This window comes from Mesorhizobium sp. WSM4842 (genome assembly GCF_055901575.1).
Genome location: NZ_CM148372.1, coordinates 5,493,660 through 5,516,277, shown reverse-complemented (window position 1 = coordinate 5,516,277; position 22,618 = coordinate 5,493,660). Strand labels below are relative to the sequence as shown.

Annotated in this window: 19 protein-coding genes and 1 tRNA gene; 6 read left to right on the top strand and 14 right to left on the bottom strand. The window is 63.2% G+C overall.

The genetic code is table 11. From position 1 onward, the window contains the following. Positions 1-116: 116 nt before the first annotated feature. Together trxC and AC0NIE_RS26960 are read right to left on the bottom strand one after the other, a co-directional pair. Entirely contained in the window at positions 117-566 is a 450-nt protein-coding gene (trxC, locus tag AC0NIE_RS26965) for a thioredoxin TrxC (RefSeq protein WP_473488779.1), read from the bottom strand. Positions 567-597: 31 nt separating this feature from the next. Beyond that, on the bottom strand, positions 598-2,160 hold the full coding sequence (locus tag AC0NIE_RS26960) for a bifunctional aminoglycoside phosphotransferase/ATP-binding protein (RefSeq protein WP_473488780.1): 1,563 nt from the start codon (positions 2,158-2,160) through the stop codon (positions 598-600). Positions 2,161-2,495: 335 nt separating this feature from the next. On the opposite strand from AC0NIE_RS26960, the gene AC0NIE_RS26955 reads away from it, so the two are divergent. Continuing rightward, positions 2,496-3,332: a universal stress protein gene (locus AC0NIE_RS26955; RefSeq protein WP_473488781.1), complete on the top strand. Its 837-nt coding sequence runs from the start codon at positions 2,496-2,498 to the stop codon at positions 3,330-3,332. Positions 3,333-3,559: 227 nt separating this feature from the next. On the opposite strand, the gene AC0NIE_RS26950 is transcribed toward AC0NIE_RS26955, so the two are convergent. Continuing rightward, positions 3,560-3,636 (bottom strand) — tRNA-Pro (locus AC0NIE_RS26950). 203 nt (positions 3,637-3,839) lie between these two features. Between AC0NIE_RS26950 and AC0NIE_RS26945 the strand changes: the two genes are divergently transcribed. Then, the gene (locus tag AC0NIE_RS26945; protein ID WP_473488782.1) at positions 3,840-5,360 is read left to right on the top strand and encodes a phosphomannomutase/phosphoglucomutase; all 1,521 of its coding nucleotides are present in this window, start codon (positions 3,840-3,842) and stop codon (positions 5,358-5,360) included. A gap of 217 nt (positions 5,361-5,577) precedes the next feature. Here AC0NIE_RS26945 and AC0NIE_RS26940 read toward each other — a convergent pair whose 3' ends face one another. Continuing rightward, positions 5,578-6,468, bottom strand: a complete 891-nt coding sequence (locus AC0NIE_RS26940) for an NmrA/HSCARG family protein (RefSeq protein WP_473488783.1) — start codon at positions 6,466-6,468, stop codon at positions 5,578-5,580. Positions 6,469-6,568: 100 nt separating this feature from the next. On the opposite strand from AC0NIE_RS26940, the gene AC0NIE_RS26935 reads away from it, so the two are divergent. Continuing rightward, entirely contained in the window at positions 6,569-7,480 is a 912-nt protein-coding gene (locus AC0NIE_RS26935; protein ID WP_473488815.1) for a LysR family transcriptional regulator, read from the top strand. Positions 7,481-7,489: 9 nt separating this feature from the next. Here AC0NIE_RS26935 and betB read toward each other — a convergent pair whose 3' ends face one another. The 5 genes from betB to betI form a co-directional block, all read right to left on the bottom strand. Continuing rightward, on the bottom strand, positions 7,490-8,953 hold the full coding sequence (betB, locus tag AC0NIE_RS26930) for a betaine-aldehyde dehydrogenase (RefSeq protein WP_473488784.1): 1,464 nt from the start codon (positions 8,951-8,953) through the stop codon (positions 7,490-7,492). A gap of 62 nt (positions 8,954-9,015) precedes the next feature. Beyond that, a complete protein-coding gene (gene betA / locus AC0NIE_RS26925; protein WP_473488785.1) occupies positions 9,016-10,668 on the bottom strand; it encodes a choline dehydrogenase in 1,653 nt (550 codons plus the stop codon). Continuing rightward, on the bottom strand, positions 10,661-11,662 hold the full coding sequence (locus AC0NIE_RS26920; RefSeq protein ID WP_473488786.1) for a threonine/serine dehydratase: 1,002 nt from the start codon (positions 11,660-11,662) through the stop codon (positions 10,661-10,663). Before AC0NIE_RS26920 ends, betA begins: the two co-directional genes overlap by 8 nt. Next, positions 11,659-13,188 carry a choline-sulfatase gene (betC, locus tag AC0NIE_RS26915; protein WP_473488787.1) on the bottom strand — a complete coding sequence of 510 codons (1,530 nt, stop codon included), beginning with the start codon at positions 13,186-13,188 and terminating at the stop codon, positions 11,659-11,661. The genes AC0NIE_RS26920 and betC overlap by 4 nt, the downstream gene beginning before the upstream one ends. Beyond that, positions 13,185-13,775, bottom strand: coding sequence for a choline-binding transcriptional repressor BetI (betI, locus tag AC0NIE_RS26910; RefSeq protein WP_473488788.1), 591 nt, complete (start codon positions 13,773-13,775; stop codon positions 13,185-13,187). The genes betC and betI overlap by 4 nt, the downstream gene beginning before the upstream one ends. Positions 13,776-13,998: 223 nt before the next feature. On the opposite strand from betI, the gene AC0NIE_RS26905 reads away from it, so the two are divergent. After that, on the top strand, positions 13,999-15,165 hold the full coding sequence (locus AC0NIE_RS26905; protein ID WP_473488789.1) for an acetyl-CoA acetyltransferase: 1,167 nt from the start codon (positions 13,999-14,001) through the stop codon (positions 15,163-15,165). 106 nt (positions 15,166-15,271) lie between these two features. Then, the gene (locus AC0NIE_RS26900) at positions 15,272-16,294 is read left to right on the top strand and encodes an asparaginase (RefSeq protein ID WP_473488790.1); all 1,023 of its coding nucleotides are present in this window, start codon (positions 15,272-15,274) and stop codon (positions 16,292-16,294) included. On the opposite strand, the gene AC0NIE_RS26895 is transcribed toward AC0NIE_RS26900, so the two are convergent. Continuing rightward, on the bottom strand, positions 16,282-17,658 hold the full coding sequence (locus AC0NIE_RS26895; RefSeq protein ID WP_473488791.1) for a TIGR03808 family TAT-translocated repetitive protein: 1,377 nt from the start codon (positions 17,656-17,658) through the stop codon (positions 16,282-16,284). The genes AC0NIE_RS26900 and AC0NIE_RS26895 overlap by 13 nt on opposite strands. Positions 17,659-17,775: 117 nt before the next feature. Here AC0NIE_RS26895 and greA point away from each other — a divergent pair, with 117 nt between their 5' ends. Further along, on the top strand, positions 17,776-18,249 hold the full coding sequence (greA, locus tag AC0NIE_RS26890; RefSeq protein ID WP_473488792.1) for a transcription elongation factor GreA: 474 nt from the start codon (positions 17,776-17,778) through the stop codon (positions 18,247-18,249). Here the strand turns inward: greA and AC0NIE_RS26885 are convergent. From AC0NIE_RS26885 to AC0NIE_RS26870, 4 genes are all read right to left on the bottom strand, one after another. Next, complete coding sequence (locus AC0NIE_RS26885; RefSeq protein ID WP_473488793.1) at positions 18,246-18,635, bottom strand: type II toxin-antitoxin system death-on-curing family toxin; 390 nt, start codon at positions 18,633-18,635, stop codon at positions 18,246-18,248. The genes greA and AC0NIE_RS26885 overlap by 4 nt on opposite strands. Further along, entirely contained in the window at positions 18,632-18,853 is a 222-nt protein-coding gene (locus tag AC0NIE_RS26880; protein WP_123149228.1) for an AbrB/MazE/SpoVT family DNA-binding domain-containing protein, read from the bottom strand. Before AC0NIE_RS26880 ends, AC0NIE_RS26885 begins: the two co-directional genes overlap by 4 nt. A 70-nt stretch (positions 18,854-18,923) precedes the next feature. Beyond that, positions 18,924-21,047 carry a methylmalonyl-CoA mutase gene (gene scpA / locus AC0NIE_RS26875; protein WP_473488794.1) on the bottom strand — a complete coding sequence of 708 codons (2,124 nt, stop codon included), beginning with the start codon at positions 21,045-21,047 and terminating at the stop codon, positions 18,924-18,926. Next, a complete protein-coding gene (locus AC0NIE_RS26870) occupies positions 21,044-22,486 on the bottom strand; it encodes a methylmalonyl-CoA mutase subunit beta (RefSeq protein WP_473488795.1) in 1,443 nt (480 codons plus the stop codon). The genes scpA and AC0NIE_RS26870 overlap by 4 nt, the downstream gene beginning before the upstream one ends. Between the last annotated feature and the right edge of the window lie 132 nt (positions 22,487-22,618).

The window sequence follows — 22,618 nt, the reverse complement described above, 5'->3', positions numbered from 1 at the left end:
GTGCGGGTCAAAAGCGAGGTCATCATATGAAATTTGTCACAGCCATCAGGTCATCATGTGGCTTTCTGCGCTCGCTGGCTGATGCGGCCACGGCGATCATCCACACGTGACGGCTTTCAGGCAGCGGCCGTCGGCAGGTGATCGCGGACCCACCTGACGATCTGCCCCGCCGTCATGGCGCCGGATGTGCGCGCAACCTCCTGTCCGCCATGGAAGAGGATCATCGCCGGGATGCTGCGAATGCCGAGCCTGGCTGCAACGGCCTGCTCATTATCGGAGTTGAGCTTGATCAGGCGAACATGCGGCTCCAGTTCGTTTGCTGCTGCTTCATAGGCCGGCGCCATCATCTTGCAGGGGCCGCACCACGGTGCCCAGATGTCGACGACAACGGGGAGGCTGCTTCGTTTGACGTGGCGATCGAAGCTCTGTGCGTCGACGTCCTCGGGATGGCCCGAGAACAGCTTGGAGCCGCACTTTCCGCATTTCGCGTCCCCGGCATCCCGTCCAGGCGGCAGGCGATTGACCCCGCCGCATTTGCCGCAAACCACCAGTTTTTCCTGCGTCATGCCCATTCACCCATCTTTATGCGCGTCGCCGTCACGATGCTGTCTTGAGTGGAGCACCCTGCGCAGCAGCGGCCGCTTCCGAAACGCTTGCCAACTCGGCGGCGATATCGGCGAGCTTTCGATCGGCGTCGACCTTGCGCCAGGTGGACGGGGTGGCCTTTCGTTGCAATTGCCGCGAAAGGATATCGATGGTGGCATCGGAAGGGCCACCCCGGCGCTCGCTTACCCGTCGCCAAAGAACAAGCGGATCCGCCTCCAGCCAGAATCCGGCGAAAGCAACGTCTCTGCCGTTTGCCGCCTTCTCGATGCGGTCGCGATCGGCCGGCCGGTCGAAGACGGCATCGGCGACCACCGAACCGCCTTCGGAAAGGATCAGGTCGGCGCGCCATGCCATTTCGCGGTAGACGCGGTCCGACACATCAGGTCGATAAGCCCTGTCCGGCAGCTTCGTTTCGGCCGGCACCCCATGCATGGCTTTGCGGATGCGGTCGCTCTCGACAATGCGCGCGCCGGGCGGCGCGCCGACATGTGCGGCGAGTGCCTCGGCAACGGCCGTCTTGCCAGAACCACTCAAACCGCCGATGGCGATCAACCGCGGCGGCCTTGGCTGGAGAAGTGTTCGGGCAAGCTCGAAATAGGATCCGGCCTCGGCAATCAGCCCGCCGGAATCGGCACTGCCTTCCTCGATCTGGGTTGCGGTGACATGCGCGCGCACCGCGGCCCGCACTGCCATGAAAAACGGCAAGAGAATGAAGCCGTCCTCGTCGTCTGCTTCGTCGAGGTAGCGGTTCATCACCAGGTTGGCGAGTTCCGGAAAGCCGCGATGCCAAAGGTCCATCAGCAGGAAGGCCAGGTCGTAAAGCACATCGATGCTGGCGATCTGGTCATTGAATTCAATGCAATCGAAGAGGCGGGGCTCTCCGTCGAAGAGACAGATGTTGCGCAGATGCAGGTCGCCGTGGCATCGCCGGATCTTGCCTGCCGCCTCCCGCCGGTCGAGCAACTCGCAATGACGGCCGAGGGCGGTGCGAAAAATCCCGGTGAATGCCTTTATCTCGGCTTGCTCGAAAACATGGCTGGTGGCAAAGCCGGCTTCGTTGATGGCGAGCACGCCTGCCAGGTTCGAGGATCCGCTGCCCTTGTGGACCTCCGGCGCGCCGCGATGATAGCGCACGATCATGCGCGCGACCGCCGTCATCAACGCAGGCGTCAGTTCGCCGCCGACTGCCATTCGATCGAGCAGCTTCGACTGGTCGAAGCGGACCATCTCGATCGCCGCATCGACCAGTTCGCCGCTTCCATCGAAGGCGAGCTTGCCGCCGGCCTCTCGCGTGATGCGCCGCACCCCCAGATAGAGACCGGGCGCGGTCTTGGAGTTGAGCTCGACCTCCTTCTCGCAAGCGGCGAGCCGCAGCGCCGCGGTCGAGAAGTCGACATAGGGCAGCTTGACCGCTCGTTTGATCTTGTAGGCGCGCTGGCCAACCAGGAAGACACGCGAGATATGGGTTTCGATCGCCTCGACCGGCCCGCTCTCGCCATATGCGGCAGGGTCCATCAACATCGCGGCCACGGATTCCTGATCTTCGACGATCATCGGATGCCTCTTTATCGTATCCAACCTTTGGAATCCGACGAGCGTGGTCGCTGAAATTCCGCGCCATCGGGCCCTTACTGCTGCAGCGTCTGGATATAACCAGCCAAGTCACGGATGCGTTCCGTGGTGACGACTTTCTCGGCGGCCGTATTTCTTAGCGTCCTCCGGAAGAACATGGCGACCCCCACCTTCCGGCGCGACGCGCGTGGGCACGTTGATATGGATCAAATGATGCGCTGCGGCGTTCTTTGACTCAGCGCAAGGAGCGCGCCGAGCCGTCTCGTTATATGGTGCAACGATGATTGGACTTTGACGCAAGATCGGGAGCAGCCGCCATGGCCTTCAGGACGATATTTACCGTTATGGGACCGAACAAGGGGGACGACGATCTCAAACTCGCCGCCGACCTGTGCGACGAAATCGGCGCGCATCTTGCTGTTCTCGTGGTTGCCATTGCTGCACCGCCACCAGTCGGAGAGTATGCTGCGGTCGTTTCAGAAGCCTGGCTCAAGGAGCGTCAGGCCGACGAGAATCTGTTGAAGAAGCGAACCGCTGCCGTGTCGGCTCTTCTCGCCGGCAGGGCGCTTTCGGCCGATGTCTCCAGCGAATATCTGGAAGCCGGCTGGGCCGACGAAACCATCGGCCGCCGTGCCCGCTACGCTGACATTACGATTATTGGACCGGAGTTGCTTGCCGGCAAAACGCTGAAAAACAAAGTGATCGATGGCGGATTGTTTTCTTCGGGAAAGCCTTTGCTGCTCATCCCCGAGGGGTCGCGGCCGACACTGAAGCCGAAACGCGTGCTGATTGCCTGGGACGCCCGTCTGGAGGCAACGCGTGCCGTCCGCGAATCCCTAGACATGCTGCCAGACGCCGACGAGGTGCACCTTGTCATGGTTGACCCGGTGGAGGACGAATACCGCCACGGGGCCGAACCCGGAGCCGACGCCGCTGCCTATCTCGCGCGGCATGGCGTGAATGTCACGGTCGACCGGCTGCCCAGCCTGGACCATTCAGTCGTCGACGTGCTTCGCCGGCACGCACTCGACATCGCCGCCGACCTGTTGGTGATGGGCGCCTATGGTCATTCCCGGTTGCGCGAGCGCATCTTCGGCGGCGTCACCATCTCGATGCTTGAAGATCCGTCGATGCCGATCCTTATGGCGCACTAGCAAGACTCACGGCGGTCGTTCAAATACTGAAGCGGTGGGCCGGCGGGACCTCTGCCGGCCCTTGCTTTGGAGAATCCGTCAGGAGTTACAATGGTACGGCTAGGGCTGCCGTTCTTCGCGTGCCAAGCACCGACACGATTGGCCGCGAACTGCCTGTCAGGAGACATCGGTCAGTCCGCCGGCCAGAGGACGGCAGTTTCGGGAAACGCTTAACTATTTGTTTTTTCTGGTCGGAGTGGCAGGATTTGAACCTGCGACCCCATCGTCCCGAACGATGTGCGCTACCAGGCTGCGCTACACTCCGTGACCAGACCGCGGGCTTATAGCCGCCGCACTTCGTTCCTGCAAGCGCCAATGGCAACGCTTCTGTCGCATTTCTTCCGCTTTCGCCTTAACCTCATACGGGTTTCAGTTCCCTGCGGGATAAACACCGCTTAAGGGCTCGTGTTATAGGCATGGCCACCTGCGTTAAAACCACTCTGAATCCAGCCGCTTGGAGTTACTGTCTTGTCCCTGAAGATCGTTAGCGAAGCCCTTCCCAACACCTTCGAGTTTGAAACCTCGGCGCTGATCAAGGCGTCCGGCTTTCGTGAGTATGATGCGCGCTGGTGGTTCGGCCATCCTGGATCTGCGAAGCCGCCTGAGCTCAACCTGATCGGTGTCCAGGCGCTCGGCATGGGGCTCGGCACGCTGATCCGGCGCCTGGGCGCCGGGCCGGATATCGTGACCGGTCATGATTTCCGCTCCTATTCGCTGGCGATCAAGCTGGCGCTGGTTTCCGGGCTGATGGCCGCCGGCGCGCGGGTTAGGGATATCGGGCTGGCGCTGTCACCGATGGCCTATTTCGCCCAGTTCGCGCTCGACACGCCGTCCGTCGCCATGGTCACCGCCTCGCACAACGAAAACGGCTGGAGCGGCGTCAAGATGGGGGCGGCGCGTCCGCTGACCTTCGGCCCGGAGGAAATGAGCGCATTGAAGACGATCGTGCTTGCCGGCGACTTCGATCTTATCGGCGGCGGCTCCTATGACTTCGTTGCGGATTTCCGCAAAACCTATCTCGACGACCTGACCCGGGACAAGCGCATATCGAGAAAGCTCAAGGTGGTCGCCGCCTGCGGCAACGGCACCGCCGGCGCCTTTGCACCTGAAGCGCTGGAGCGGATCGGGTGCGAGGTGATCCCGCTGGACGTCGAGCTCGATCATACGTTTCCGAATTACAATCCCAATCCCGAAGACATGAAGATGCTGCACGCGATCCGCGACAAGGTGCTGGAGACGGGAGCCGACGTCGGGCTCGGCTTCGACGGCGATGGTGACCGCTGCGGCGTGGTCGACAATGAAGGCAACGAGATCTTCGCCGACAAGGTCGGCGTCATGCTTGCGCGCGATATCGCGCGACTGCATCCCGGCTCGACTTTCGTCGTTGACGTCAAGTCGACCGGATTGTTCAACACCGACGCCGCGTTGCGCGCCGATGGCGCCATCACCGACTATTGGAAGACCGGCCATTCCTACATAAAACGGCGCGTGGCCGAGCTTGGCGCCATCGCCGGTTTCGAGAAATCCGGTCACTTCTTCTTCAATCCGCCGATAGGGCGCGGCTATGACGATGGTCTCATCACAGCTATCGCCATCTGTCAGATGCTGGATCGCAGCCCGACCAGCAGCATGGCCGATCTCTATCGCGACCTGCCGCTGACCTTCGGCACGCCGACCATGTCGCCGCACTGCGCCGACGAGCTGAAATACGGCGTGGTCGAGCGGGTCGTTTCCGATTTTCAGGCAATGAAGCAGGACGGCACGGTCTTCGCCGGCCAGAAGATCGCCGATCTGATAACCGTCAATGGCGTGCGCGTCGTGGCCGAGGACGGCACCTGGGGCCTGGTGCGGGCGTCGTCGAACAAGCCGGAGCTTGTCGTCGTGGTGGAGAGCCCGGTGTCATCCGAGCGGCGCCGGCAGATGTTCGAAGCCGTCGATGCGGTGCTGCGCCGCAGCCCTGAAGTCGGCGCCTACAACCAGACGTTCTAATGCATGTCGCGCAAAAGTGTGCAGCGGTTTTGCGATAACGACATGCATAAAACAACAACCTAAAGCGCGTCGCAGAGGCCGGTCAAAACGCGACGCGCTTTAGGTTCTCTCATTTCATCGCGGCGTGAGAAGGCCACGATGGGAAGCGGACCAAATGTTTCCCGTTGCAGCTGGTCCGCTCCCCCAGTTTTCATCGGCCGATGATGTCTACAGGAACTCAGGCAGCGGAATAAGCCCGCTCAAGGGCACGCCAGTCGAACTCCCGCGCCCAGTCGGCAAAACTGTGCCAGCGGACCTCCGGGAAATCCCTGTGCAAGGCAGCGATATCGACGTCATAGCCGACGCGGTCGAACCATTCGAACATCAGCGCAGTATCTTCGCTTTGTTGGCGGGCTACCGCGATTGGAATTGCCTGATAGTTGATCGGGCGGCCGATGGACTGCGAAAGGATCTTGGCCTGGTCTTCGCCGGACAACTCGTCTCCCGCAATATCGAAGCGCTTGCCGAACACGCGCTCGCGTCGCTCGACCAGGGCGGCAACGAAGGCGCCGATGTCGGCAAGTGCGACCAGCTGGAGGACACGTTTGGCGGGCATTGCAAAGGCATGCGTGCCCTGGCTGAGCGCGCCGATCGACCACGGCGCGACGAAATTCTCCATGAAGGCAACCGGGGCGCTGATCGTATAGGGAATGCCGAGCCGTTCGACATGCTGCTCGACGAGATATTTGCTTTCGAAATGCGGGATGCCGGTTTTCTTGTTGGCATCGGCAACGGACGAATAGATCAGATGCCCGACGCCTGCAGCCTTGGCTGCATCGGCGGCTAGAATCCCCTGGCGGGTCTCCTCTTCCATCCCGGCTTCGTAGCTGTTGCCCATCAAGAACATGGTGTCGACGTCTTTGACTGCCTTCACAACGGAGGCCGTGTCGCCGAGATCGCCGGCCACGATCTCGGCGCCTACCGACACCAGCTGCCGTGCGCCATCGCTGTCCGGCTTGCGGGTCAGTGCCTTGACGCGATGTCCACCACTCGACAGCAAAGCACGCGCAACTGCGCCGCCTTGCTGGCCTGTGGCGCCGGTCACCAGAACGTTTCGTTTGGTGGTCATCTTGTTCGCTCCTTTTCCGTTCGCTGGAGCAAAATTAGGACCTATCGCATTGATGCATAACCACCTATAATTGGAAAACTTTGTCCCAACAATGGATACAATGCTCGACCTCAACGACATCGTGGTGTTCGCTCGCGTCGTCGAAGCTGGCAGCTTCACCGCCGCCGCGCGCCTGCTCGCCATGCCCAAGACGACGGTCAGCCGCCGCATTGCCGCGCTCGAGCGCGAGGTCGGGGTCCGCCTGTTGCAGCGCACGACACGCAGCCTCAATATGACGGACGCTGGACGCCTCTATTACGAGCAGAGCAGCCAGGCGCTGCGGACGATCGAGGAAGCAAATTTGCGCCTCGCGGAAGCAAGAGCTGAGCCATCGGGCACGATCCGCGTTTCGGCTCCTGTCGGCTTCGGCGGCTATTTCCTCACCCAGGCGGTGGTCGACTTTCTTGCGATGTATCCAAAAACCAAGGTCGAGCTCCGCCTGACCGACGACAAGCTCAACCTGGTTGAGGATGGTATAGATCTCGCCTTCCGAACCGGCATCCTTCAGGATTCGACGCTGATCGCCCGCAAACTCGGTTCCACGCACAGGCTGCTCTGCGCCAGCCCGGACTATCTCGCAAGGCACGGGATGCCGGAACGCCTGGCGGATCTCGCGCACCACCAGTGCGTCATCGCAGGCCCTTCGACCTCGGGCACCCATTGGGTGCTGGACGGGCCACACGGTCAGGAAACGGTCACGGTGGCCGGGCGCTTCGCCGCGAATGAAATGCAGGCGGTCGTTGCGGCCACGCTCGCAGGCTTCGGCATCGCCCAATTGCCGCACAGCATCGCCGAGCCCCTCATCAATGGGGGGCGGCTGAGCCGCGTTCTCCGGGACTACACGACTCCGGTCGGCGGGCTGCATGTCCTATATCCGAGCAGCCGGCATCTTTCGCCCCTCGTCAAGGAATTCATCGAGCTCGCATCCGACCGGATTTCCAGTCGGGCAAATACAGCGGCTGACCAGCAGTAGCCGCGAGCCTCAATAGGGGCTCGCCACATCCCCGGTCTCGACATAGACCGACTTCAGCTGCGAATAGAGCGCCAGAGCCGCCAGCGAATTTTCGCGGCCGATACCGGACTGCTTGAAGCCGCCGAACGGAATTTCGACCGGCGTCAGATTATAGGCGTTGATCCAGCAGGTGCCGGCCTGCAGCTCGGCGATGACGCGGTGGGCGCGCGGCAGGTCGCGCGTGAACACGCCGGCCGCAAGGCCGAATTCGGTGTCGTTGGCGCGGTCGATCACCTCGTCCTCATCGTCGAATTTCAGCACGCTCATCACCGGTCCGAAAATCTCCTCGCGCGCGATGCGCATCGTGTCGGTGACGCCGGTGAAGACCGTCGGCTCGACGAAGAAGCCGCCTTGGAAACCCTGCAGCGAAGGCACGTTGCCGCCGCAGGCGAGCACGGCGCCATCCTGCTTGCCGGCTTCGATATAGCCGATAACTTTCTCGTGCTGGGCCTTGGAGACAAGCGGCCCCATCTGCGTTTCCTGGTCGAGCGGATCGCCGATACGGATCTTCTTGGTCCGCTCGGTCAGACGTTCGACGAAACGGTCGTGGATGCCCTTCTGCACGAACACCCGTGTGCCGTTGGAGCAGATCTGGCCGGTCGAATAGAAATTGCCGAGCATGGCGCCGCCGATGGCGTTTTCGAGATCGGCATCGTCGAAGACGATCAGCGGCGACTTGCCGCCGAGCTCCATGGTGGCATGCTTCATCTTCGAGCCGGCGAGCGACAGCACCTTGCGGCCGGTCGGCACCGATCCGGTCACCGAGACCTTGGCGACGAGATCGTGGCCGACGAGGCCGGCGCCGACATCGCCATAGCCTTGCACGACGTTGAACAGCCCGTCGGGCAGGCCGGCTTCTGTATAGATTTCGGCCAGCGCCAGAGCCGACAGCGGCGTGTTCTCCGACGGCTTGAACACCATGGCGTTGCCCATGGCGAGCGCCGGTGCCGATTTCCAGCCGGCGATCTGGATCGGATAGTTCCAGGCGCCGATGCCGACGCAGACGCCGAGCGCCTCGCGCCTTGTATAGGCGAAGGGTCCGCCGAGATCGATGGACTCGCCATTATAGGCAGCGACCACGCCGCCGAAATATTCAAGGCAGTCGGCTGCCGATGGCGCGTCCGCCACCAGCGTCTCCTGGATCGCCTTGCCGGTATCCAGCGTCTCGACGCGCGCCAGGTCGGCGTTGCGCGCGCGCAATATGTCGGCGGCGCGGCGCAGGATGCGTCCGCGCTCGACCGGCTTCAGCCGCGCCCAGGCCGGTTGTGCTGCACGCGCTGCTTCGATCGCCAGTTCCAGCACATTCAGCGTCGCCGAACGCAGCATCGCGATGGTCTCGCCGGTTGCCGGATAGATCACCGGCAGCGGCGCACCCTGCTCGTCGTCGATGTAGCGTCCGTTGACATAGTGCGATGCCTTTGGCTGGGCGCGCATGGGAGCTTCTCCAAATTGTCTTTCGCCGGGACCGGCGGGCGGACAGTCCGTCAGATCATGGCTTATCTGTCCGATGCCTGCCAGCGCGGATTGATCCATGGCTCCTGGTTGGACGGCGCCAGCGGCGTGCGGCCGAGAATGTGGTCGGCGGCCTTCTCGCCGGTCATGATCGACGGCGCGTTGAGATTGCCGTTGGTGACGCGCGGGAAGATCGAGGAATCGGCGACCCGCAGCCCTTCGACACCGATGACACGGCATTCCGGATCGACGACGCTCATCGGATCATCGGTACGGCCCATCTTGCAGGTTCCGCAAGGGTGGTAGGCGCTTTCGGCGTGATCGCGAATGAAGGCATCGAGATCGTCGTCCGACTGGACGTGCGAGCCCGGCGAGATCTCCCTGCCGCGATAAGGATCGAATGCCGACTGGCCGAAGATCTCGCGCGTCAGCCGTATGCAGTGGCGGAACTCGGTCCAGTCGTCCGGATGCGACATGTAGTTGAAGCGGATCACCGGCTTCGATCTCGGATCGGGCGAGCGTAGCATGACAGAACCGCGCGACTTCGATCGCATCGGCCCGACATGCGCCTGGAAACCATGCGCTTTCGCCGCCGCCCTGCCGTCATAGCGGACCGCCGCCGGGATGAAATGATACTGGATGTCGGGATAGTCGACGCCGGCGCGCGAGCGCACGAAGGCGGCCGCCTCGAAATGGTTGGTTGCGCCAAGACCCGACTTGAAGAACAGCCATTGCGCGCCGATCAGTGCCTTCGACAACGGGTTCAGCACCGAATTCAGCGTGATCGGCTGGGTGGATTCCTGCTGGATATAGAGCTCCATATGGTCCTGCAGGTTGCGGCCGACGCCGGGCCGGTCGGCGATCACCGGAATGCCGTATTCCCTGAGATGTTGGGCCGGGCCGATGCCGGACAGCATCAGGATCTTGGGCGAATTGATCGAGGACGCGGCAACGATCACTTCACGTCGCGCCTTGATCACCTGAATCCGTCTGCGCACTTCGATCTCGACGCCGGTGGCGCGTTGATTCTCGATGATCACCCGTCGGGCGAAGCCCTTGACCAGGCTTACATTTTTCCGCCTCAGCGCCGGCCTGAGATAGGCGCTCGCCGCCGACCAGCGGCGGCCGCCGCGAATTGTCTGTTCCATCGGCCCAAAACCTTCCTGCTTCGCGCCATTGTAGTCGTCGGTCAACTCGAAGCCGGCCTGACGGCCTGCGTCGACGAAGGCGCCGTAGAGTGGATTGGTCCGCGAGCCGCGCTGCACGGTCAGCGGGCCGCCGTGGCCGCGCCAGCCATTCTCGCCGCCGTTGGCGTCCTCCATGCGCTTGAAGTAGGGGAGCACGTCGGCAAACCCCCAGCCGGCCGCGCCCTGTTCGGCCCAGTGGTCGAAGTCGCGGGCGTGGCCGCGCACATAGACCATGCCGTTGATCGAGGACGAGCCGCCGATGACCTTGCCGCGCGGCGTCGCCAGCACGCGGCCGCCGAGATGCGGTTCCGGCTCGCTGGCAAAGCCCCAGTCGTAGAGGCTCATGTTGAGCGGGATCGACAGCGCCGACGGCATCTGGATCAGCGGCCCGACATCACTGCCGCCAAATTCGATGACGATCACCGAATGCTTGCCGTCCTCCGACAGCCGGTAGGCCATGGCCGAGCCGGCCGAGCCGGCGCCGATGATGACGAAATCCGCCTCAAGCATCGTTCACAAGCACCACGAAATCGGCGAGCGAGACATTGCCGCCGGTTGCCACCACGAGCACGGTCTTCCCGCTCACTTCCACCTTGCCGCCGAGCAGCGCCGCCAGCGATGCAGCGCCCGAAGGTTCCAGCACCAGCTTCATCCGTTCGAAGGCGATGCGCATCGCGCGGCGCACCGATTGATCGTCGACGGTGATGCCCCGAACGCCCGCGGTTCTGACCGCCGCGAATGGCGCGTCGCCAGGCTTGCGTGCCATCAGCCCGTCGCATATCGATTTCGGCCCGATCGGCATGGTTTCGATGACGCCATGCGCCAGCGACGAGCCCATGCCGTTGAAACCTTCCGGCTCGACGCCGATGATCTCGGTCGCCGGCGACAGATAGTGGAAAGCCAGCGAAACGCCGCCGATCAGCCCGCCGCCGCCGACCGAACAGAACAGAAGATCGGCGCTGGCATCCCTGGCATCGAGTTGCTCGAGTGCCTCCAGCCCCACTCCAGCCTGGCCAGCGACGATCTCCGGATCGTCGAACGGATGCAGCAGCGCCAGCCCCTCGGTCTCGGCGATCTCGCGCGCCGTGGCGGCGGCCACCTCCTCACGCGCGCGTTCGCCATGGTCGGTCAGCACCACGCGCGCGCCATAGCCGGTCGTTGCGTCGCGCTTGGCGGCCGGCGCGTCGATCGGCATGACGATGGTCACCGGAATGCCCAGCGCCTGGCCGGCGGCGGCCAGCCCTTGCGCAAAATTGCCGGAGGAATAGGCGACGACGCCCTTGCTGGCCTCATCAGGCAACAGCCGCTTCAGCCGCCAATAGGCGCCGCGTACCTTGAAGGAGCCGGCCCATTGCAGCGATTCCGGCTTGACGAAGACGCGGGCAGCACCGGTCTCGCGGGCAAGGGCCGCCGACTCCAGCAGCGGCGTGATCTGCGTCGCCTTGGCGGTGACCGCATAGGCCTGTTTGAGGTGATCGAGGGAGGGCACAAGGGTTGTCATCATTCGCCTCGCGGATACCTTTTGCTCTCTTCGAGATTGTCGACGTTCATGTGATTGCGCATGTAGCGCTCCGATGCCTTTTGCAGCGGCTGGAAATCCCAGGGGTAGTAGGCGCCATTGCGCAGCGCCGGATAGACGACCCAGCGGCGCGCCTGGCTTTCGCGCACGGCGGCGTCGAAGCCGGCCATGTCCCAGCGCGCCCGAACCTTGTCCATGAACGTCGCCACCAGGTCCGCATTGACCGGGTCGTCGGCCAAATTGTCTCGCTCGAGCGGATCGGCTTCGAGATCGAACAGCTGCGGCGGGTCAAGCTCGCAATGGACGAACTTGTATCTACCGTCGCGGATCGCCACCAAGGGCGCGCAGGAGCCTTCCGCTGCATACTCCAACAACACAGGCGCGGTGCGCTGCCTGCCCTCTGTGAGCGGCAGCAGCGACTGGCCGTCGGTCCATGGCGCGATCGCCCCGATATCGATGCCGGCGAGGTCGCAAAGCGTCGGCGTTACGTCGAGATTGGAGACCGGTGCATCGATCTGCCCGGCTTGTATGCCCTTGCCGGCGATCATCAGCGGCACCCGCACCGAGCCTTCGAAGAAGCTCATCTTGAACCACAGGCCGCGTTCGCCGAGCATGTCGCCGTGGTCCGAGCAGAACAGGATGACGGTATCGTCGAGCATGCGTGTTCGCTTGAGAACGTCCAAAAGCTCGCCGAGCTTGTCGTCGACATAGGAGATGTTGGCGAAATAGCCGCGCCGCGAACGTCGCACCTGCTCAGGGGTGATCTCGAACGAGGGATAGTCGCTTGCGCGGTACAGCCGCTGCGAATGCACATCCTGCTCGTCATGCGCGATGAACCCTGTTTCTGGGTCGAGCGCCTGGCAGTTTTCGTAGAGATCCCAATACTGCTTGCGCGCGACATAGGGATCGTGTGGGTGCGACAGCGAAACGGTGAGGCACCAGGGCCGATGGTTCGCATCATCCTGTTCGCGCGAAAGCTGATAGAGTTTCTGCGTGGCCAGGAACACCACCTCGTCATCATATTCCATCTGGTTGGTGGTCTCGGCGACGCCGGCGCCGGTCACCGAGCCCAGATTGTGATACCACCAGTCGATACGCTCGCCGGGCTTACGGTAATCCGGCGTCCAGCCGAAATCGGCGGGATAGATGTCAGTGGTCAGCCGCTCCTCGAAACCGTGCAACTGGTCCGGCCCGACGAAATGCATCTTGCCGGACAGGCAGGTGTAGTAGCCGGCGGCGCGCAGATGATGGGCGAAGGTCGGGATCGACGAGACGAATTCGGCGGCGTTATCGTAGACCCCGGTGCGCGACGGCAACTGGCCGCTCATGAACGAGGCGCGGCCCGGCGCGCAGAGCGGCGAGGCGGTGTAATTGTTTTTGAAGCGCGCCGAACGAGCGGCCAGCGCCTTCAGATGCGGCGCATGCAGGAAGTCCGCCGGTCCGTCCGGGAACAATGTGCCGTTGAGCTGATCGACCATGAAGATCAGGAAATTGGGTCGCTTGGACGTCACTGCGCGCTCCGCCGGCCGAGTTTCGTTTCGAGATAATCCTCGATCAGCGCGATCGCGGTCGCGGCATTGGGCACGCCGTCCTTCAGCGCGCGCCTGATGTACAGCCCGTCGATCAGCGCCGCTGTCGCCTCGGCAACGCGGTCGGCTTCGCTTCTCGGCAGGATACCGGTCAGCCCGCTCAACAGATTGGAATGCAGGCGCCGCGCATAGACCTTGAGCAGCCGGCGCAGCGCTGACGATTTCTGCGCCTCGACATAGAAGGCGAGCCAGGCGGCGATCGTTTCCGGCTGGAACTGGACGTCGGAGAAATTGACGGCGACGACGGCCGAAACGCGCTGGCGTGCCGTGCTGGCCGATCGTAGCGCGCGCCGCATGTCGGCGGTCAGCTCGGCCAGGATGTGCCGCATCGTCGCCAGCAAAAGCTCGTCCTTGGCGCCGAAATAGTGATGGGCAAGCGCCGAGGACACGCCGGCGCGCCCGGCGATTTCCGACATCGTCACATCAAGCGAACCGCGCTCGCCGATCGCCGAGATCGTCGCGTCGATCAGCGCCCTGCGGCGCAACGGCTCCATTCCGATTTTCGGCATCTTTGCTCCGGCCTGTTGCGGCGAGGTTATTTTTTATTGACGGATCAATCAACAAAAATCCAGCCTGATTTGGTGGCAAAAGTCAGGTGCCGTGACCAGATACTCAAGATCAAGCGATTGTGTGGTTCTGGCCCCTTCACGAAGTCGCTGGAACGGTTCATGCTTGAACAATGCTGAGGCGCTGCGACATCGCGTAGCCCGGCCCGCAGGATGGAGATAAACCATGACAGCATGCATCGTCGGCTGGGCGCATTCGCGTTTCGGCAAGCTCGAAGGCGAGACGCTGGAGGGCCTGATCACCAAGGTGGCTAACGAGGCGCTCGATCATGCCGGCATCGGTCCGGACGAGGTCGACGAGATCGTGCTTGGCCACTTCAATGCCGGCTTTTCCGCACAGGATTTCACCGCAAGCCTGGTCCTGCAGGCCGACGACCGGCTGCGCTTCAAGCCGGCGACCCGCGTCGAGAACGCTTGCGCCACCGGATCGGCGGCGGTCAGGCAAGGCATCCGCGCCATCGACGCCAATGCCGCCCGCATCGTGCTGGTGGTCGGCGCCGAACAGATGACGACGACATCAGGTCCAGAAATCGGCAAGAACCTTCTCAAAGCCTCGTATCTGCCCGAGGAGGGCGACACGCCGGCAGGCTTCGCCGGCGTTTTCGGCAAGATCGCCCAAGCCTATTTCCAGCGCTATGGCGACCAGTCGGACGCGCTGGCGATGATCGCCGCCAAGAACCACAAGAACGGCGTCGACAATCCCTATGCGCAGCTGCGCAAGGATTTCGGCTATGAGTTCTGCCGGCACGAGAGCGAGAAGAACCCCTTCGTCGCTGGTCCTCTGAAACGCACCGACTGCTCATTGGTTTCGGACGGCGCCGCCGCCCTGGTCCTTGCCGACACGGCGACTGCGTTAAAGATGCGCCGCGCCGTCGCCTTCCGCGCCAACGAGCATGTGCAGGATTTCCTGCCGATGTCGAAGCGCGATATCCTGGCGTTCGAAGGCTGCGAACAGGCCTGGAACCAGGCGCTGAAGAGGGCTGGTGTGACGCTCGATGATCTGTCCTTCGTCGAGACGCATGACTGCTTCACCATCGCCGAGCTGATCGAATATGAGGCGATGGGACTGGCGAAACCGGGCGAGGGCGCAAAACTGGCGCTGGACGGCGAGACGGCGAAGGATGGCCGGCTGCCGGTCAATCCGTCCGGCGGGCTGAAGGCCAAGGGGCACCCGATCGGCGCCACCGGCGTCTCGATGCACGTGCTGAGCGCCATGCAACTCGTCGGCGAGGCCGGCGGCATCCAGGTACCGGGAGCAAAGCTCGGCGGCATCTTCAACATGGGCGGCGCTGCGGTCGCCAACTACGTTTCCATTCTCGATCGGATCAGATAAAAGCGGCCCGCATTACAGCGCCGCGCGCCCTTCCGGGCGCGCAAAGGACGCTGTAACACTTTGATTTTACGCATGACTTTCGAGGTCATGCGTAAGCGGGGAAATCATGACGAATCCGGTTCTGGTCGAAGTTTTGCGCGGCGCCGTGGTCGAGAGCGCCCATCGTGGCGCCATTGCGGTCTTCGATGCCGATGGCAAGCCGGTCTGGGAAATCGGCGATACGGCCCGCCCTGTGTTCCCACGCTCGGCGGTCAAGGCGATTCAGGCGCTGCCGCTGGTCGAAAGCGGCGCGGCCGATGCGTATGATTTCGGCGACCGCGAACTAGCGCTAGCCTGCGCTTCGCATTCCGGCGAGCCGGCGCATGTCGAACTGGCGCGGGCGATGCTGGCGAAGGCCGGGCTGGACGAGGCGGCGCTGGAATGCGGCGCACATTGGCCATCCGGCCACGACGCGACGCTTGCGCTAGCCAGCGCCGGCAACTTGCCAAATGCGCTGCACAACAATTGTTCTGGCAAGCATGCGGGCTTTCTCTGCACCTGCGTCCACGCCGGCATCGCCCATCGCGGCTATGTCAAATCAGGCCATGCCTCGCAGGAGATGGTGCGCGATGCGATGCAGGCGGTGACCGGTGCCGCCCATGATTTCGATCATTGCGGTACTGACGGCTGCTCGATCCCGACCTATGCCGTGCCGCTACGCAGCTTCGCGCTCGGCTTTGCCCGCATGGCGACCGGGGTCGGCTTTGAACCCGTGCGCGCCAAAGCCGCAAAGCGGCTGCTTTCCGCCTGCATGGCCGAGCCCTTTCTGGTCGCCGGCACAGGCAGGGCCGATGTTGCGCTGATGGAGGCCGCTCCCGGCCGGATTTTTGTCAAGGGAGGGGCCGAAGGCGTCTATTGCGCAGCCCTTCCGGAGCTTGGCCTTGGCATTGCGCTCAAATGCGATGATGGCGCTGGCCGCGCGGCTGAAGTCATGGTCGCGGCATGCATGGCCAGGCTTTTGCACGCCGACAAGGCACTGGCGAAGAAGCTGATCGAACAGGCAAATCCACCCATCCAAAGCCGGATCGGCGCCAAGGTCGGCGCACTCCGCCCCACTGCTGCACTGAGATCGGGCATTCAGCTCACATGATTGCGCTCGATGGTCAGATGCGCATAGCCGGCATTGCCTGACGAGGCGAGATCGCCGGTCACCGGCTCGGCCCAGCGGTGGCCGACGATAGCCCCGTTCTGGGCGCCGTCGATGACATTGTCGGAGACGACCGCCGTCCCGGCGCCCTCGACCACGGTGACGGCGATGCCGGTTCCGGCCTTGCGGATGATATTCGCGGTGGCGACCACATTGCGCATGAACGGCCCCCAGCCGATGTGCATGCCGTAGAGCGGCGCATTCTCGATCACGTTGCCGAAGGCGGTGGTATCCGCTTCAACGTTGATACCGATGCCGAAACCGGGCGGATCGGCAGGGTAGGGGCCACTGGTCGAGAGGTTGCGGACGATGTTTCCCGAACACACGCCCATGCGGCCGCCTTCGTTGAAATTGACGATAGAGATGCCGTTGGCGGCGCCGTCGACGATGTTGTTGCTGACGATCGCCCCCTCGAAGGAGAATTCGCTATAGAGCGCCGTTTCGCCCGACCGCGAGCAGGTGTTGCCGGTGATACGCAGATTGCTGGCGCTGTTGGCGCGGATCGCCGAAAACGCACAATCTGAGACGATATTGCCCGAGATGACGACGTTGCCGGCGCGAAACGCATTGATGCCGTTGCCGTTCTGGCCGGTTCCGCCGCTCTGCGCCTGAATGCGCTCGACCCGGTTGCCGCTGACGATGGTGCCGTCCTCGGCCGTTTGCCGGCGGTGCACGAGGATACCGCCATTGGCGCAGTCGGAAACGGTGTTGCCTGATATCTCCAGGCCGGCGGCTTCGACCGAATAGATGCCGGCGTCGGCCGCGCCCGATATTTCAGAGCGCTCGATGCGGCCCGAAGCGTGCTCGAGCGCCAGGCCGCTCTTGCCGCTGCCTGATATCTGGCAATTGTCGATGACGAGGTGAGCGACGCGGCGAAGGTCGAGCAGGCCCTGCGCGTAATCGGCCATCCAGCGGTTGGTGCCGTCGAATACCAATCCGGTGAATTCGACATGCTCAGCCTGTTCGGCCATGAGCAGGTGGCCATTGCCGCCATAGACGATCCGCGATGCGCCCGGCACGCCGGAAAGTCTGATACGGCTGGGCAGCGAAAGGTTGGATACGACATAGGTGCCCGGCGGCAGGAACACCGGCATGTCGCGGTCGTTTGCCTCGCGCAGCAGCGTGGCGAAGGCCTCGCTCTGGTCGTCAAGCGCTCCGGGCTGCACGCCGAGGTCGGCAGCGTTGATCCAGCCGCGCATCGAGGCATTGTCGATGCCGGGCAGGCTGCCCGCCGCTGCCTTGCCGAGCGAGAGGCCCAGGACGGCAAAGCCGGCGGTTTGTGCGACAAATTTTCGTCTGTTCAACATCGGCACAGTGTCCCAGCGTTCGGCCGTCGCTCCGCAGGAATCGTGCCAGACCGATCGGCCGATCGGGTTTGCCGGCAATAGCTTGTGGAGTCGCCGCGCGAGGCATAAGCTCGACCAATGAGCAGAGCCTTCACGCGCGAAGAGGATAGCGAAAACGCCATCGCCGGCATCGGCGAGCGGCCGATCAGTCCGCACCGCAATCTGGTGACGCAACGCGGCCTGGCGCTGATCGACGCCGAACTGGCTGCCCTGCGCGATGATCTGGCCCGAGCGGAAAAGAGGGCCGACCGCGAGCGCATCGCGCTCATCTCGCGCGACCTGCGCTACTGGACCGCGCGGCGTGAAAGCGCCGAGCTTTCCGTGCCGGAACCGGGCAGCGACCTGGTTCGCTTCGGCATGGGCGTCACGCTGGAAGGCGATGACGGCAGGAAGGTGCACTGGAAGATCGTCGGCGAGGATGAGGCCGATCCGGCCAAGGGCACGATTTCCCATGTTTCACCGATGGCCCTGGCTTTGTTCGGCAAGAAGGTCGGCGAAATTGCCGTGGTGAACGGCAAGGAGTGGGAAATCGTCAAGCTCTCCGACAATTAGACCTCGATCTTGACGACATGGTCGCGGAAGAATGCCGCCGCCCCAGCCTCGTCGATCTCGCCGGCGGCGACACCCGTGACGAATTCATAGATCGTGCCGTTGTCGGCCGTCAGCGTATAGCCGTTGACAACCAGGAACGCGCCGGCGGCGACGATGGCCGTGCGCTTGTTGCCGTCGACAAAGGCGTGATTTCTGGCGGTGCCGAAGATATAGGCCGCAGCCAGATCCTCGATCGATGGATCACCATAGTTCGCCTTGTTCTCGGCTCGGGCGGGCGCCGATTCAAGAGCATTCTCGTCTCTCAAACCTTGTGCGCCGCCATGCCGGCGCAGCTGCTCCGCGTGCATCGCTTCCACGGCGCGCCGGCTCAGGAATTGCCAGCTCATTCGGCGAGCTTTCGAAGCGCCACTTTGTATTTGTCCATCACCTCGCGGGCAGCTTTCATTTGCCGCTCGAAGCTATCGTCCACCGGCTTCAGCGCAAGGCCATCACCGGTTTCAACGATTTGAAGCTGGTCGCCAGCCTTCAGGTTCAGACGATCGAGAAGCTCCCTCGGCAGGATGACGCCTTCGGAATTGCCGATCTTGCGGATGGTCGTGTTCATGGCGTTGCACCTTGGTTGCAACACTAATTATAACGAAACCCGCCCTCGTTTCAACATATGTTATAACGGCTCATCCAACCCGCAACAGCCGGTCCATCAGTCGGTCTGCGGCCTCGGGGATGACCGTGCCCGGCGGGAAGATCTCCGCGGCCCCCGTCTGCATCACAGCATCGTAATCCTGCGGCGGGATAACGCCGCCGGCGACGATCAATATGCCGTCGCGTCCGAGCTTCTTCAGCGCGTCCTTGAGTTCGGGAATGAGCGTCAAATGTCCCGCCGCCAGCGACGAGGCGCCGATGATATGCACGTCGTGCTCGACCGCGAGCCTGGCGATCTCGTCCGGCGTCTGGAACATCGGTCCGACGGTCACGTCGAAGCCGAGATCGGCAAAGGCCGTGGCGATGACCTTCTGGCCGCGATCGTGGCCGTCCTGCCCCATCTTAGCGACGAGAATGCGCGGCTTGCCGCCGGACTTCTCCTCGAACGCCACGATCTTGTCCTGCAGACGGTCGACCACCGGATTGTCGCCGAGCGCCTTGCGGTAGACGCCGGAGATCGTCTGGACCGAAGCGACATGGCGGCCGAAGACCTTTTCCAGAGCCAGCGAAATCTCGCCGACCGTGGCGTTGGCGCGCGCGGCGCGAATGGCGAACTCCAGCAGATTTTCGCCGCTCTCCGCAGCGCGGCTCAGCGCACTCAGTGCGCTCTCGACAGCAGCGACGTCGCGCGTGCCTTTCAGCCGTTGCAGTTTCGACAATTGACGGGCTCTGACTTCGGCGTTGTCGATCTTCAGCACGTCGACTTTGATGTCCGTCTCCGGACGATAGGCGTTGACGCCGACCAGTATCTGCTCGCCGGAATCGATCCGCGCCTGCGTGCGCGCGGCGGCCTCTTCGATGCGCAGCTTCGGTATGTTTTTTTCGGTTGCGGCGGCCATCCCGCCCAGGCTCTCGACCTCTTCGATATGGGCAAGCGCGCGCGCCGCCAGGTCATGCGTCAGCCGTTCGAGATAGGCGGAGCCTCCCCATGGATCGATGATGCGGGTGGTACCGGATTCCTTTTGCAGGATGAGCTGCGTGTTGCGGGCGATACGAGCCGAATGGTCGGTCGGCAGCGCCATCGCCTCGTCGAAGGAGTTGGTATGCAGCGATTGCGTATGACCCTGCGTCGCCGCCATCGCCTCGATCATGGTGCGGATGATGTTGTTGTAGGGATCCTGCGCCGTCAGCGACCAGCCCGAAGTCTGGCAATGGGTACGCAGCGACAGCGAGCGGTCGTCCTTCGGCAAGAAGTTCTTCAGCATCAGGTTCGACCACAAAAGGCGGGCTGCCCTTAGCTTGGCGACCTCCATGAAGAAGTTCATGCCGATCGCCCAGAAGAAGGAAAGGCGCGGCGCGAAACGGTCGATATCGAGACCCGCCGCGACACCGGCGCGGGCATATTCGATGCCGTCGGCGATCGTGTAGGCGAGCTCGAGGTCGGCGGTCGCACCTGCCTCTTGCATGTGATAGCCGGAGATCGAAATCGAATTGAACTTCGGCATGTGCTGCGACGTGTAGGAGAAGATGTCCGACACAATCCGCATCGAAGGCTTTGGCGGATAGATGTAGGTGTTGCGCACCATGAACTCTTTCAGGATGTCGTTCTGAATGGTTCCGGCGAGGTCCTTCTGCGCAACGCCCTGTTCTTCCGCCGCCACGATGTAGAGCGCCATGATCGGCAGCACCGCGCCATTCATGGTCATCGACACCGTCATCTCGTCAAGTGGTATGCCGTCGAAGAGCTGGCGCATGTCGAGGATGGAATCGATGGCGACGCCGGCCATGCCGACATCGCCGGCGACACGCGGATGATCGCTGTCGTAGCCGCGATGCGTGGCGAGGTCGAAAGCGACCGACAGTCCCTTCTGGCCGGCTGCAAGGTTGCGCCGGTAAAAGGCATTCGACTCTTCCGCCGTCGAGAATCCGGCATATTGCCGGATCGTCCACGGCTGCTGGACGTACATGGTCGGGTAGGGGCCGCGCACGAATGGCGGCAGGCCCGGATAGGTGTCGAGATGCGGTAACCCCTGGAGGTCGCCCTGGTTGTACAGATGCTTGATGGCCAGCCCTTCCGGGGTCATCCGCTGGCCCTTGGCCTCGATCGGCGCCCGGCGCGGCGCCGACCAGCCGATCTGGCTGAAATCCGGGATCATGGCGCTGCTCCGATCGATTGATCGATGCGGATCGGAAACAGCGGCTCGCACACCGCTACGCCCTCGGTGACGGCAGGCCGCCGCTCCGCCGCCAGCGTTTCGACCGGACGTTCGGACTTCGACGGGTGAAGCGTCGTGCCGATGATGGCCCGATCGCCCGCCTGATAGGCAGCATTGCGGCGGGCGGCGGCCGCCTGAACCCGTTTCTGGATGTGTCCTTGCTGCAGGCTGGACAGCACGCTGCCTTCCGCCTCGATCCGCTGGAATTCTTCCCACGCTGCTTCGCAGAGTTCGGCGGTCAGCGCTTCAACCGCGCCCGAACCGCAAGCAGGGTCGGCGACATGGTCGATATGGCTTTCGCTGGCCATGATCAGTTGCGTATTGCGGGCGACACGCCGGGCAAAGCCCGCCGGCAGGCCATGCGCGATCGTATGCGGCAGGATGGAGATCGAATCCGCCCCGCCGGCTGCCGCGGCAAAACCGGCGATCGCAGTACGCAGGATGTTCGTCTCCGGGTCCGCCGAAGTCATCATGCGGAAGGACGTCTCGGCATGAATGTTGGCGGTGGAGGCGGCGATCGAGCATGCCTCCTGAACACGCGCCCACAGCCTGCGCAAAGCCCTGACCTTGGCCATCGACACGAATTGATCCTGGTCGACGCTCAGCGCAAAGCCGATATGGGGCGCCGCATAGACGAGCGGCTGGCGCGCCTCCTCGAACATCCGGAGATAGGAGACCGCCGAAGCCATCATGGCGCCCAGCTCCTGCGCTTCGGTGGCGCCGGCATTGTGGAAGACGCGTCCGTCTGCCTCCAGCAGAACCCCGGGCACGCCCATCGAGAAAAAATGTGCCAGGGACTGCGGCATCGATGCCTGCAGGGCCTCGATCGACATCCGCAAGCGGCCGGTTCCGGCAAAGATCGCCGCCGGATCGATACCGAAGGAAAGGTTGAGTTTTGCCGGGTCCGACCGGCGCTTGCTCAAGAACGAAACCAGCCAGTCGGCCACGGCGCGGCTCCAGGGATGCGCGTCGATGCGGACCTGGATGCGATTGAGCGGCACGCCGTCGAGCACGGTCTCCAGCGCCTCGGCAGTCCTCGGCAGGCCGTAGCCGAACGCATTCGGCGCGCCTTCGAAGACAAGCGACAATCCGGTGGCGCCCTGTGCGACGTCTTCCAGGGCCTGGGCTTTGGCGCGGTCGACATCGGGGTCGTCGATACGCTGGCTGACGATCCACGGCGATCTGGGATTTGCCCGCGCGAGAGGCTCTGCCGTGACCGAACGATCATAGAGTGGCTCGATGCGGATGCCATCGTCCGTATGGGATACGAGCTTTTCCTCGAAGGATCCGCCGGCCAAGGCTTTTTCCGCAAGGGCCAGCCACCGCTGCCGGTCAGGGTTCGGAAGTTTGGCATCGTGGTTCAAGGCACCGGCGCCCATCCGCTCTCCTCGTCTTCTCGGCCGATAGGCCTGGAACGTCAGTCTACGGTTCCCCGTCCCATATCACAATGCAACACGCGTCCTGCGACAGTGAACCGTCAACCGATTGCCAAACATGCGCAAAATCCGCAA

Coding starts and splice junctions, on each gene's coding strand:
- trxC (WP_473488779.1), bottom strand. CDS start 566: ATGACGCAGGAAAAACTGGTGGTTTGCGGCAAATGCGGCGGGGTCAAT.
- AC0NIE_RS26960 (WP_473488780.1), bottom strand. CDS start 2,160: ATGATCGTCGAAGATCAGGAATCCGTGGCCGCGATGTTGATGGACCCT.
- AC0NIE_RS26955 (WP_473488781.1), top strand. CDS start 2,496: ATGGCCTTCAGGACGATATTTACCGTTATGGGACCGAACAAGGGGGAC.
- AC0NIE_RS26940 (WP_473488783.1), bottom strand. CDS start 6,468: ATGACCACCAAACGAAACGTTCTGGTGACCGGCGCCACAGGCCAGCAA.
- AC0NIE_RS26935 (WP_473488815.1), top strand. CDS start 6,569: ATGCTCGACCTCAACGACATCGTGGTGTTCGCTCGCGTCGTCGAAGCT.
- betB (WP_473488784.1), bottom strand. CDS start 8,953: ATGCGCGCCCAGCCAAAGGCATCGCACTATGTCAACGGACGCTACATC.
- betA (WP_473488785.1), bottom strand. CDS start 10,668: ATGCTTGAGGCGGATTTCGTCATCATCGGCGCCGGCTCGGCCGGCTCG.
- AC0NIE_RS26920 (WP_473488786.1), bottom strand. CDS start 11,662: ATGATGACAACCCTTGTGCCCTCCCTCGATCACCTCAAACAGGCCTAT.
- betI (WP_473488788.1), bottom strand. CDS start 13,775: ATGCCGAAAATCGGAATGGAGCCGTTGCGCCGCAGGGCGCTGATCGAC.
- AC0NIE_RS26905 (WP_473488789.1), top strand. CDS start 13,999: ATGACAGCATGCATCGTCGGCTGGGCGCATTCGCGTTTCGGCAAGCTC.
- AC0NIE_RS26900 (WP_473488790.1), top strand. CDS start 15,272: ATGACGAATCCGGTTCTGGTCGAAGTTTTGCGCGGCGCCGTGGTCGAG.
- AC0NIE_RS26895 (WP_473488791.1), bottom strand. CDS start 17,658: ATGTTGAACAGACGAAAATTTGTCGCACAAACCGCCGGCTTTGCCGTC.
- greA (WP_473488792.1), top strand. CDS start 17,776: ATGAGCAGAGCCTTCACGCGCGAAGAGGATAGCGAAAACGCCATCGCC.
- AC0NIE_RS26885 (WP_473488793.1), bottom strand. CDS start 18,635: ATGAGCTGGCAATTCCTGAGCCGGCGCGCCGTGGAAGCGATGCACGCG.
- AC0NIE_RS26880 (WP_123149228.1), bottom strand. CDS start 18,853: ATGAACACGACCATCCGCAAGATCGGCAATTCCGAAGGCGTCATCCTG.
- scpA (WP_473488794.1), bottom strand. CDS start 21,047: ATGATCCCGGATTTCAGCCAGATCGGCTGGTCGGCGCCGCGCCGGGCG.
- AC0NIE_RS26870 (WP_473488795.1), bottom strand. CDS start 22,486: ATGGGCGCCGGTGCCTTGAACCACGATGCCAAACTTCCGAACCCTGAC.